Genomic DNA, 13,067 nt, shown 5'->3' on the forward strand with positions numbered 1-13,067 from the left:
TTTTACACCTCCATACCTTGTTCCGGTTCTTCCTCGGCGCTCTGTTCAAATGCGGTTTCCAGCTCCGCCATACGCTGACGGTCTAAATCCTCCACAGAACGCCCCTTCCGCATTTCCACCAGGTCGGTGTTAAAGTCATTCAAATGTGGCACATGAACCGCGCAGGCATATCCCTTTTCGGTGTATGCCTTCATCCATTTTGCCGCTGTAAGCTGCCCCCAATTTCGCAGTTGCCCATTCTTGTCACGGGACAGATAGTCATTGTCCACTGCAAACACCAGCCGCTTGATCTGCGGATGGCCTTCCAGATAACGGTCAATGGCTCCATTCCAAAGGCAACCGGTAGAGATACGGTGATCTTGCATCCAGTCACGCCCATAAAAGTCAGCGGCAATAGAAGCATGGCTCATCAGGTCGATGGGCGCCTCGGTGACAATCAGCAGATCGGTTTTGCCCTCGTGGAAGAAGGGGTAGCTTTTATCTGAGCCGGTCGCATCCATTTTGAAGGAGCTGTTATCTCTGGCCGCCCGCATGGAGCAGTACCGGGCGGTTCCTTCCGCATCGTAGCCTACAAACACGCAGTTGCCATACTTCTTTTCCTGATAAATCATCTTCCGATTCATAAAGTGGCTTACGATTTTGGGGCTGATACCTCGGACAGAAACCAGATACCAATAGGCCCGCTTCATGTTGTCTGCCTTTTCGGGCAGCACCAGCGGCTCCCGTTCTTTTTTCTCATAGGGAACCACCTGCTTTACGGATGGAGAGAACTCCTTGCCGATCAGCTTGCCCACCGCTTCGGGGAAGGACAGGTTTTCTTCCCGCATGACAAAATCAATGGCGCCGCCTTTGACTCCATCATCAGGACCCGTCCATTGGAAAAAGCGATTGTTTTCGGGGAAGATGTAAAGCCCGCCGCTGTGCTTCATGTGGACAGCTTTGCGGCCTGCCTTTTCCGGCTCATATCCATAGCCACGGGCCAGGGACAGAATATCCACGCTGTTTGCTTTCCGAATCTCATCCTCGGTAAATTTCTGATACGCAGCGGCGCTTCTGCTCATATCATATCACCTCACAATTCCAAATCAGGCTCCTGTTCTTCGCTGCTCTCAATCACAGGCTCCTGAGTCATATCCTGATGAAAATGGTCAACGCCCGGAATAAGCGCCAGCGAAGAACCATTCTCCCAATGGCAATGAATTTGCCCCAGATCGTCAACGGAATCTACGATGCCGGTCAGTCCCGCAGGCATTTCACGGTAGGGATCTTCCATCTTTTCATCCAGCACAACCTTGGTTCCGGGCTGGTAGTTCTGCCGGATGAGCTTTGCCTGCTCGTACTGATATTCCGGCGATCTGGTGGGCGCTTTCTTTTCTCCCGGTTGGATCGGGATGCCCTCTGCATCGTAACAGGCAGGATCGGCAGCAGGAACATTCCAGCCAAACATGGAACCGGCCAACATAGCTGCCGCCTGTGCCTTTGAAATGCCCTCATGGGCATTGAAGTAATTTGCCAGAACCTTGTTATACTCACGGTCGCTGGTGGAGTAGGCACAGGGATAGTAGCCCTTTTCGCCGCGCCTGACCTCTATGAGCTGCCCGGAACCGGGAAGAACTGCATAGCAATGTTCCGGCAGAGCAGAAGAATTAAAGTTCTTCGCCATAGTCAGCCTCCACTTCATACTCCGCAGAGTCCGCCGCTTCGACCTCATAGAACTCATCCAGGTCAAATCCGGCTTTTCCGATTTCCTCGTTGCTCATGCCGAGTTCATCTCTCAAATGGCGGTATAAGTCCCATCCGGCATAGTTCTGTGCCGCCCATGACAGCGCCTTATCCAGAATCAAACGGGTGCGATCTTCGCCCAGGCTCTCCAGAGAACCATTGCGGATGGCATTGAACTCATGGTCGGACAGGTTCAGCAGCCGATATGCTTTCTCAAACTGCGGCTCCTTTGCACAGTCCGGGAGCATCAGATTTTCCGTCTGCTCCACAAAGCCATAGTCCAGATTGCTATACTGAACATCACCGGCACGGCAGGCCGCCCGGAACTGTTCAAAGCCCTTCATATTGCTGAAGCCCCGGTAGTCCATTGTGCCGCCGAGGATTTGGGCGCCGATGATGGTATGCAGCATTTCTTCATCCGTAGTGGCGGCCACGATTCGCATGGAACTTCGCTCCTTGCTCAAGGTGCAGCCATACAGGATGAAAACATTCACTGTGTTATCCAGGCTCACAGTCTAATCCCTCCGTTTCTTCCTGCAATCGCTCCAAATACTCGTCGATGTCCAGTTCCTCATACTGAAATTGGAGCGATTCAACGATTGCCGGATTGCAGTCCTCCGGCAGATACTCCTTTACAGCATCCTGAACATCCCGGATTTCCCCCAGGAATCCCCAGCAGCTATCCACCTCCACATCTTCCTTGAAAAGCTGGAATCCATAGCACTGGTTGGTCAGGTAGTAATCGTACTCCTTGACTTCAGCTTCCAGGGTTTGACGAACCTTCTCCAATATTTCAGGGGTGATTTTCCCGTGTTCCTGCTCGATCATCGCTTTATCTGCGTAGATCCAGCCAACCTGACCGGAATCCCACGGGCAAGAAAAGCCGCAGGTGTTCATGGTGATGCCGCTGTGATCGTACAGGTAAAGCGGAAGAATCACCATGCCATCCATTTGTTCTACCAGCGAAAACAGTTCGCCGGTAGTGAGGGCAGAAAGGCAATCATCCAAAAACCAGTCCGGGACTTCATCTTTCAACGAGGCCGCATAGCTGGAGGACACATACCAATCGCTGTCTGAACTCCAGTGCTGATTCTCCCGCAATTCCCACTCCCGCGTGGAGCGGTTGTATTCCAATCGGGCATCTTTGGCCTTGCCAGATTTGAGAAATGCAAAAACCGGATTGTTCCGGTCATGGCCGCTGGAGTATTCAGAAAACAGCAGGTTCCGCAGGAAATCGCTTGGCTCATCATAATCGTGCTTCTCGCCCAGGCTGTATCTGCTATGCCAGCAGACCATTTTTCCCAGGCAGTCGTGATCCTCACGAGGGTTCAGAGGGGTATCATCATCCAGTATGAAAAGGGTGTAGGGCGCCATTGTCGCTGTCATCGGCATATCGCTTCACCTCCCTCCAGACAGGTCGATTCGCTTAGTTGGCGCCGTGGCGGTTGCGATACCAGCCAAAATAGAAAAGGCCGCCAATCATGGCGGCGGCAGCGGATACGCTCAAAATTGCTTTTTTCATATTGGCTCCTTTCAAAAACCAGATTTACAGTTCCATATCCTGTTCTTCCTCACAGTCCAATACAGGGCTGTCCGGCGGGGACGCCCCATGTTCTTCAAACTGCTGTCGGGTCTGAATCGCAGCGGACAGTTTGGAAAGCAGGTCAAACATTTTGGTGCTGTTCCGGCTGCCTTTGAAATAGCGGTAGTTCCATTCTCCAATTTGGGGGTCGTACCGGATACTGTGAAGCGAATTGATGATCCAGCCCTGTGTTTTGAGAGGAACAGGAATTTCATGCTCACGAAAGAGCTGCATAATGAGAGATTTGCCGTTGATCTCCCGGTTTATCACCTCCTTTCCCGCCATAATATTTCCTTCGGCCTCACGGATGGCGGAATCGTAACGGGCCTGTCGTTCTTGTGCCAACTGCTGTTCACGGGCGTCTTGCTGCGCCCACCTTTCATTAGCTTGCCGCTGCCGTTCCGCAGCAATGGGGGCATTGTGGGCTTTTGCTTCCTCATACCGTCCAAGCAGATTGGCAAATCCCAGATCAGCCCACCGGTCCGGGCCTTCCATACTCTGATTGAAAACCCTCTCGATCTCACCCCGGATGCCATGCTCCAGCGTGGGCAGCCATTTCAGGACTTCCTCAAGCCGGTGCCGCTGGTCAATGCCCACCATAAACCCGTCACATGGAATATAAACTGTTTGGAAGAACTCCCGTTTCTTCTCCATTGTGTAGAGTTCAATGCCGTTTTCGTTGTAGAAGCGGTAGTAGTAGTGCTTGTTGCCCATCAGGTCTTTGGCAAAGACCCGGTTCTCGTCTTTTTCCTTGGGCGGAAAGATGTCCTTTTTCTTTTCATCCGGTCGGGTATAGCGTGGAGAAAGACCGGTGCGCTCCAAACTGTCTGCAATCAGCTTTTGGACTTTTTCAATACCGCCATGCTTCTCAACGAAACCGGCCAAGTCCTCCGCCTGCTGGAGAGAACAGAATTGCAGTCCGGTTTTTCCTTCATAAACGGAGCCTCTATGCTGAAACAGGTCCAGGCCAAACTCATTGCGGACCGGCTTTGTTTCTTGGGCTGGCAAAAAAGCACCTTCTCGAAAGAGATAGCCGACAGCCGAATGTTTCTCGCCCATATATCACCACCTCACATCACTGCTCCAGCTCATGCTCGTTGTCATCGTCCAGGCGCAGAGCAAGGAACTCTTTGATACAGTGTTCTGCCGCCTCGTCGGTGGGGTACAGCAGTTCCAGCGTCAGGTCGTCCAAGTTCTGATCTTCCAGACGGGGATAGCCCGCCAGAGTGTTTTTGATATACGCCGTGAGAAGATCGTGGGGGCTGAATGCCTCCAGCAGCATGATCTTATACTTCGGCAGAAGCGCAGGCAGGAACTCTTTCAGAATCCCAATCTTCCTCGCCATCAGATCGTTGTCCGTTTTCATCCAAAATCACCTCGCTTTCCTGTAATGATTCAAACTCCAACTTAGTGTTGATTTCCGTGAGTTGGGCAACCTTTTCCGACAATTCTTCCTCATAAAGAAACGGCTGTCCAACCTGCTGTTGGGCAACCGCCAGTTGTTTTTGTGTTTCTTTCAATTCGCGCCGTGCATCTTCAAGATAGTTGGGAATCCGTTCAGCAAGATTCTCGATACGGGTAATCGTTCCCTGACCGGAATTGCCTATATCCGTCCCATACAGCAAAGCGCCCCGCAGAATAATATCCCTTTCAAACGGATTGAAGTTCACGAAAAGAGAAAAGCCACGATACGAACCAATTTCAAACTCATATTCATCTTTTCCACGGCCTTCACTTATCATCCGATAAAGAAGGGCAAATGCTTCGCCCGCTGCCGGTCGCTCCGTATAATGCTTTCCATCCAGCACGATGGAGAAATCCTTGCCTTCGGTCTGACCCAACAGAGAAATGTCCTGCGTGACTCGCTCAATTTTCTGCTCATATTCCCGGATGCGGGATGGATATGTCAAGTTAACCTTGTGTTCCAAAGCAAGCTGTTCATTGCTCCACGCACCACGCAGAATTTTCAATTCCGTGACCCGGTTTTCCAATTCCATCTTCTGTGCGACCATCGGATTGTCAGTAGCTGCCGCCTTGAACTGTGCGGCAGACAGGACGGTTTCATCCACATCCTCACAAGAGCGGGCAATGTGTTTTCCGGTGAGAATCTGCGTGATATAGCGCAATTTCTGCTCCTGAATCTGCCAGAGATACGCATCAAATGTTCCTTTGGCTACGAATTGCTTTATCATAATTTCCGGGTTTTCGTTGCCCTGCCGTACCCCACGTCCATTTCGCTGTGTAATATCAGAGGGCTTCCACGGACAGTCCAGATGGTCAATGGAGATTACCTTATTCTGAACATTCACGCCGGTTCCCAGTTTGCTGGTGCTGCCGATTAAGATACGGACTTTTCCTTGGCGGGTACGCTCGAACAGTTCCTGCCGCTGTGCTTCAGAAGTGGCGTCGTGAACAAAGGCTATCTCCGATTCCGGCACACCCTTTGCCAGCAGCACATTTCTTATTTCATCATATACATTGAATTTCCCGGCTTTGGGAGTGCCAACATCACAAAAGACAAGCTGTGTGGAAGCAGAGGCGGCGGTGTCCTTCCAAACCTGATAAACATCCTCAATGCAGACACTCAACTTACTTCCTGTACCATCCGCATCCGGTCGAATCAGGCGCGGGTCAATCGCCATCAGGCGGGCTTCACCGGTCAGCTTCAGCATATTATCTTCTTCCGGCTTCACTCGGCCGGTTCGGATTGCTTCCGCCCTCAGAATAAAATCGGCCATGATCGCCTGCTGTGCGGGTGTGGCTTCCACCGAAACAATCTCCGCTTTACCAGTGCGAACAGCCGGGAGTCCGGGAATATCCAACATATCCGCTGTTTTGATGTCAGCGACCTCACGAAAGACAGCCATCAGTTCAGGGAGATTGTAGAAACGGACGAAGCGATCACGCATCCGATAGCCGCCGCCCTCCGGCTTCAATTCCAGCACAGAGGCTTTCTTTGCAAAATGGGCGATCCAGGTATCGAAGTAGGACCAGCCGAAGCGTTCCAACTCCTGCGGCTGCAAATACCGCTGCATGACGAACAGTTCGGAAATCGAGTTACTGATTGGCGTTCCGGTCGCAAATACTACGCCGCGCCCCTGATTCGTTTCCTGTAAATACTGGCATTTGAGCAGCATATCAAAAGCGCGTTGACTGCTTGAGGTTGTAATACCAGCCACATTCCGCAGCTTTGTAAAGACAAAGCAGTTTTTGAAAAAGTGCGCCTCGTCCACCATCATCATATCTACGCCGAGCTGCTCAAAGGTCAGCAGATCGTCTTTCTTTTCCTCGGCAGACAGCTTTTTCAGCCGCTCATCCAGATTTTTGCGGAAAATGACCATCTGCTTGACAGACCAATTCTCGCCGTTTTCGCTCTTGATCTCATGGATTGCATTTTCAATATCGTTGATCTGCCGTTCCAGCATAGCGATCTGCCGCTCTGTGGAGATTGGGATTTTCTCAAATTGGCTGTGCGCCAGAATCACTGCGTCATATTCTCCGGTGGCGATTTTAGAAATGTAGCGGTTGCGGTTTTTGGGAGTAAAATCCTCTGCGGTGGATACCAAAAGGTTTGCGTTGGGGAAAAAGCGGTAGAACTCTGTTGCCCACTGGCCCACCAGAGGATTGGGAACCACAAACACCGCCTTGTGGATCGCTCCCAGGTTCTTGAGGTACATCCCGGCGGCAATTAAAGCAGCGGTCTTTCCGGCGCCTACCTCATGTGCGGCAAGCCCCGTCCCGGTATAGATGACACGGGCAGCAAAATCAAGCTGGTGCTTCCGCAGCTTCATCTCCGTGTTCATGCCGGGAAATACGAGATGGCCCCCATCAAACTCACGGGGGCGAACTGTGTTGAAGGTTTCATTGTAGATACGCAGAAGCCTATCCCGGCGCTCCGGTTCTTTCCAAACCCAGGACGCAAATGCTTCCTGAATCTGTTGCTGCTTGGCACGGGCAATCATGGTTTCCTGTGCGTTGACTACATATTTAACCGACTTGTTGCCCTTTTCATTGATGTATTCCTGCCGGTCACGGACAGTAGTGGACTGCATATTAAGGCAATCCTCAAAAATCTCATAAGCATTTTTCCGCTTGGTTCCGAAAGTCTGGTTGACCATTACGGAATCCGGTTCCGCATTTTTATTGGTGACACGCCAGGTCGTGGTATAGGAGAAATACTCAATGTCAATGCGGTGCCGGTTGTCGCCGCCCTCGATGACCTTTTCATATCCGCTGGTCTGGAAGGTTTCATACATGAATTGGCGGTAATACTCAATGGGAACCCAGATGGCACCCATATTCACTTCGATGTCGGCAGGAGTCAGCGGCTCCGGCTGTACTTCCTCCAAAGCCTCTACATTCCGGGCAAAGAGTTCCGGTTCTTCCGCTGCCTTCTGACGTGCGTAGAGTAGTTTATCCCGCACATGACCACTGAGATATTCTTCTGCAAGTTCCCATCCTTCCAGCGGATTACCGTAGTATTTCTGGGGATTGAGATAGATGCGAGTATCCAGCTCTTGCACCAACTCCTGTGGGGCTTTTCCTGTCAGGAAGGACATATAGGGCAGATCCACCCGCAGCTTGTGATTCAGGCAGATTTGAAGGGCGTCCTCGGCGGTGTCTGCATGGTTGACCTGACGGAAAGGACGGATGGTGGCTTTGGTGAAGATCGCTGATTTATCCCAACCGGTCTTGTCTTTCCGCTCATCCTCGATAGAGCGCAGCAAGGGGAATTGGTCATCATCAGAAAAAGCGAGGATGTTTCCTTTGCTGTTGATGGCTCCATACTTTGCAACGAAGCGGTCATATACCTGATTGAGTGTGTCCTGTACTTTCTGGAGATCAACCGGGTCATACTCATGGGACTGGATGTTGATAACCTCCAGCAGCGCAGTACGGATTTCGCACAATCCCTTGATTCTTTCGGCCTTCATGCCGGTGTAAGGCTGCGGGATCAGCTTATCTTTTTCACAGAAGAAGATCTCGCCATCCCGCACAACATAGGTGAAGTTTTTGGTTCCGGCCGGAGCGTCCTCATACTCTGTATTGCTTTCTTCCGGTTCGTCTGCCTCAATTTCTTCATCCGGCTCTGCGGTAAAACGGGCGTACAGGGAGTCAACCGCTTGGGTAAGATGCTGGTTCAGGTCAAAATCTTCCGGGGCAACACAGGCCGTCCCATCTTCGTTGCCGTACATATTCCGGCTGCTCACCATCTCGCCCATGAGCATTTCGGGATTATCTTTGAAATAGCGGTTATAGGCGATCCATTTACTGCGGTCCAGGTCAGTTTCAATCCAGGACGGAAGATTCGCGCGATCAAGTTCTATGGGCTGCGCTCTCTTTTTCAAGAAAACAACATCCGCTGTTACATCGGTTCCCGCCAAAGCCTTGAACGCTGTGTTGGGTAGGCGAATGGCGCCGATGAACTCTGCCCGCCGTGCGATATATTCCCGAAGGCTCTCGTCCTTGCGATCCATAATTCCTTTGCTGGTGATAAAGGCAATGATGCCGCCCGGTTTCGCAAGGTCCAGGGACTTGATGAAGAAATAGTCATGGATGTACGGGTTCAGGTCATTGTAGCGCCGGTCATAGATTTTCACGGAGTTGAACGGGATATTGCCCAGAATCACATCAAAGCTGTTGTCCTCAAATTTGGTGGCTTCATATCCCATGATGGAAATATCCGCATCAGGATAAAGCTGCTTTGCGATTCTGCCGGTGATGGAATCCAACTCTACGCCAAACAGCTTGCTCCCTTGAAACTGCTCCGGCAGCACAGAGTAGAAGTTGCCGGTTCCCATACCGGGGTCCAGGATTTTTCGGTCAGGGTCGCCCTCGAAGCCAAACCGTTCCAGAGCGCGGTAAATGTGCCGGATCAGGTCAGGCTCGGTGTAGTAGGCTGTGATGGTGGAGTTCATGGCCGCCTTGTATTCCACATCAGTCAGCAGGGACTTCAATTCCTGATATTCGTTCTCCCAACCAGAGGCCGTACTGGAGAAAGCGTTGGCAAGCCCGCCCCATCCGACATAACGGGCAAGGATGATTTGTTCTTCCGGTGTCGCTGTCCGCTTTTCCAGTTCAATCTGCTTGAGCAGCTTGATCGCCATGACATTGTTTTTATATTTGGTCTTTGCTCCACTTGGATACAGGTCATAGTCCTCGGAAAAACGGAAGTTGTGTGCGGCGACCTGCGGCGCCGCAGGCGGCTCACGAAGGGGCGCCAGATCAGCGGGGGTGGCTTCATCCATAACAGCGGGCGCCTCTGCTGCTGTACCATCGCCCATTCGTACAAAGGCGCGAATGGGGCGCAGTTCTTCCAGCTCTTTTTCCAGCCGGTATTGCGTGTCCTCCAGATCGTCCATGTCGGCAGCTTCTTGGGGCGAGAGAATAGCCCCACCGTCCAGGCGCCGCACATAAGCGTCAAATTCCCGCGTAATATCTTCAAGGTCATTTTGTACCCGGAGATAGTCGGGATTGGGCTGTTCATCCACCACGGCTTGGTACAGGGCCGAGCCATCCTCGGTCAAATACCCCCATACAATTTCCTCATTGGGATATTGCCCTTGCAGATAGCGGAGCATCTGGGTTGCGATACCTTGGCGGCGGTAGTCCTCCAGAACTTCAATCATGCTGATATGGGGCCGCCCCTCAAAAATGCTGTACCGGATGGTTCCAACCGTCAGCTCACCTCGGACCGCCTGCATCAGCATATCAATCTGCCCATGATGGGCGTCCAGGGCTTCGTCCAAAATCTGCGTTTCCTCCTGCGAGGCTTCCGCAGTATTTTCTACCGGCTCCGGGACTGCCATGCGGCGGGCGTAGGCGTTGATTATATCCAGGGAAATCCAATCAGGTTTTTCCGGCAGTTGGGTATATAGTTCCCGCATTTTCTCAATCTGTGCATCCACACTGCCTGCCCACAAATGCTTTTCTGCCCGCTGTCCCGCCCCCAGAAAATACTCGCAGTCAGCACACAGACGGTCTAACAGACGGTATTGGTCACTGAAAGGCTGCACCTCATCCTGCTGTTCCGGCTGGCTGACAACAGGGGTTTCCAGATAGCGGCCTTCATCCACCAGGCGTTGCACGACACCGGCAGCCCGCGCCCAGGACAACTTTGTCTCCTGTGTTTCGCCCTGCTCATCCTGCCATTCGATAGTGACACCTTCACTATTGAACATGGCGTATTTCACACCCATTTCATCACCGGAGAACCCTTCATATCCATATAGCTTTTTTAGGAAAGTAGTAAATTCTGATCCGGTGGGGTGGGTCTGAGCAAATTCGTAGATTTGTTCTTTTTTCCCTGCGGTAAGGGGACCTCTTTGCATGACACGCTCAACAAGCAGATCTTCCGTACTCTTTTCCAAGGACAGAAGGGAGAGCTGTTCCGGCTGTTCTTCTTCCACGACCGGAACAGCTTCGACAGCCGGGCGCAAATCCACATCGACTTCTTCATCGTTGACCATCATAGAGGCCCGCACCGGCTCATAGCCTTGGCTGCGGATATTGTTCAGCCAGGTGGCAAAGAAACTGTTGAACCCGTTGATTGCTTTCTCGTATGCGGGGTCGTCGGGATCAGCCTCGTTATATACACCAATGCCGCTGTTCTCATAACTGAAAGCCCGAAGTGTCCCAGCCTCTTTGTCGATTTGGAAGTCCATATAAGGGTCATACATCCGGTCGCCGTTCTGCATATAGTAATGCTCCATGCAGTAATGGGAACCGTATTTATGGTGAATGACCAGAGGATAGTAGGCTTCTCCGGCCTCCAGCCGCAGATACTCATATTGACCGGACACGATCTCCGGGAACAACTCTTGAAAGCGGCGGAAATTCTTGTGTGCCGTCGTGTTTCCTTTGACGGGCGGCGGTGTAGGCTGCTCCGCTGTATCTGTGGGGAGAGCCGTTTCGGGGGCCTCCACAACAACAGGGGGATTTTCGTCAGGAACGGATGCAGGCTCGTCACCGGCTGCTGGTGTGTTGTTTTCCATTTGAACAATCGCCTGCGGCTTGACCGGTTCCACTACGGTTTCTCCGGCTTCATAGGCAACAGCATCCAGAACATAATCAAAATCCGCTTCTCCAATGGTCATTTGCCGGTGAGGACCGCCCATTTCATCAACTTCATCAGGGATGTTATAATCCCCGATGGGGTCAGGTTGCTCCTCTACAACAGGATTGGGATAGTCGCCATCCTCGATCATGGCATCCAGTAAAAACGCCAGCCCGTTCCAGGGAATGTAGGTATAGCCTTCATCAAAGAAAAATGAAATGCCATCTTCACCATGCAACCGGGTACGATAGAGAAAATCGCCCTGATATTCACGGTCGCCATAGGGAGTAAAGAGAGCCGCAATCTGCCGCCCTTTGTCTGACCAGTCAGGATTGAGCGGCGGTTCTGACAATACGCTGCGAACCGCGCTGTGCAGCTCTGGGGGGTATAGATTGGTGCTGGTCAGGATGTACTCATAATTGCGCCGGACTTCTGCATCGGTAAAATGGCGTGTCGGTTGTTCCGCAGGAACAGAAAAAGAGCCGTCCTTTTCAGACGGCTCTCCCACAGGTGCGGCGCTCGGCGCCACTTCTGTATTTGGCTGTTCTTCGGTCAGCGGGGAATCAGGACTACGCTCTGGAGTACGGTTTCCTCCGCCATCAGTTTCAGACTGTTCAGGTGTCGCGTCCGCTCCATGATGTCCTCGGTCTGCGGAAGCGGCTCCTGCTGGAGCATTTGCTGCGTCAGGGCTTCGATCTTCTTGGTCGCCTCGTCCTGTACCCGGTGCATGATCTCCATCAGACTGCCATCCATTTTCAAAGTCGTAAATCGCTCCGGGTGATTCTCTCTGAGGTATTCCAGGGCCATCCGGCCGTACCTGCCCAGAGGTTGATCTGCTTCGCTGCTGTTGGAGATTTGCAGATCGGGAAGCATCATCCCGTCCTGCTCCCTGTATTTCAGATTGATATTCGGTTTGCTCATGTTGTGCCATCCTTTCACGATTGATAATCTTGATGTTCCGTTCTACTTCTAACAGGATACCTTTGGAAAGGGCGGTTACTGCCGTACCCAGATGTGCAACCAGCGGGAGTGTATTAAAATGGCTGACCGTCGCCATGCCGTCACTCAACTGGATTTCTTCATCCGACAGGTGACACTTTTTGCCGATGAAATAAGAAATGCTGTCGGTCAAAAGCTGGATGTATTGGGCTTCAAAACCACCGGCCGGGATCTCGGTGAACAAATGGCCTTTGGTTTCCTGCTTGAGTTCCTGCAAAAAGTGGTTGTAATTCTCTGCGACAGATTCGCTTGCCATCGCATACAGCGCTTGGGGAAAATCCTGCTTGGGGAAACCGTGTGCATACGACAGGCGCTCGGTCAGGGCCTTTTTCATTTCATCGGAAAGCTGCCAGTCCGTAGGATGAATCTCTTTGCCAGTAGTTTGGCTTACATCAAAGAGATAGTCAAGAGTGAGTTTGGCATTCCGGTAGACGCAAACGGCTACGCCCTTTGCACGGGGAATCAAATTTCTGCCTATGGTGGCCCATTGCTTTCGTGTTGCCAGAATAGAAACATCCTCGTCCTGTGCGTACACAAGAAGTATGTTGTCAAAACTGTGCTTATGGAACTGCGATGCAAATGCCAGATAATCCCGCCAGTTGTGTTCATTTCGGACAATATAGGGAGCCATGACTTCATATATTGTCCGCAGGCGTTCATCATTTCTCAACGGTATCTGACCTCCTTCCTGTATTGGTGATTATGGCC

7 protein-coding genes are annotated in these 13,067 nt (G+C 51.7%); all 7 read right to left on the bottom strand.

The window, feature by feature from the left end:
* Nucleotides 1-2: 2 nt before the first annotated feature.
* Nucleotides 3-1,061, bottom strand: coding sequence for a DUF3991 domain-containing protein (locus tag EDD77_RS06225; RefSeq protein ID WP_058963985.1), 1,059 nt, complete (start codon nucleotides 1,059-1,061; stop codon nucleotides 3-5).
* Nucleotides 1,062-1,072: 11 nt separating this feature from the next.
* Nucleotides 1,073-1,663 (bottom strand): DUF4314 domain-containing protein, encoded by a 591-nt coding sequence (locus EDD77_RS18440; protein ID WP_058963986.1) that lies wholly within the window; start codon nucleotides 1,661-1,663, stop codon nucleotides 1,073-1,075.
* Nucleotides 1,647-2,234 carry a hypothetical protein gene (locus tag EDD77_RS06235; RefSeq protein ID WP_206671698.1) on the bottom strand — a complete coding sequence of 196 codons (588 nt, stop codon included), beginning with the start codon at nucleotides 2,232-2,234 and terminating at the stop codon, nucleotides 1,647-1,649. Before EDD77_RS06235 ends, EDD77_RS18440 begins: the two co-directional genes overlap by 17 nt.
* The gene (locus EDD77_RS06240) at nucleotides 2,221-3,114 is read right to left on the bottom strand and encodes a hypothetical protein (RefSeq protein ID WP_058963987.1); all 894 of its coding nucleotides are present in this window, start codon (nucleotides 3,112-3,114) and stop codon (nucleotides 2,221-2,223) included. Before EDD77_RS06240 ends, EDD77_RS06235 begins: the two co-directional genes overlap by 14 nt.
* Nucleotides 3,115-3,268: 154 nt before the next feature.
* Entirely contained in the window at nucleotides 3,269-4,363 is a 1,095-nt protein-coding gene (locus EDD77_RS06245) for a hypothetical protein (RefSeq protein ID WP_058963988.1), read from the bottom strand.
* Between the two features lie 16 nt (nucleotides 4,364-4,379).
* A complete protein-coding gene (locus tag EDD77_RS06250) occupies nucleotides 4,380-4,670 on the bottom strand; it encodes a hypothetical protein (RefSeq protein WP_132587345.1) in 291 nt (96 codons plus the stop codon).
* Nucleotides 4,591-13,029, bottom strand: coding sequence for a GNAT family N-acetyltransferase (locus EDD77_RS06255; RefSeq protein WP_455577859.1), 8,439 nt, complete (start codon nucleotides 13,027-13,029; stop codon nucleotides 4,591-4,593). The genes EDD77_RS06250 and EDD77_RS06255 overlap by 80 nt, the downstream gene beginning before the upstream one ends.
* Nucleotides 13,030-13,067: the final 38 nt, after the last annotated feature.

This window comes from Allofournierella massiliensis (assembly GCF_004345265.1).
In the GTDB taxonomy this organism is placed as follows: Bacteria; Bacillota; Clostridia; order Oscillospirales; family Ruminococcaceae; genus Allofournierella; species Allofournierella massiliensis.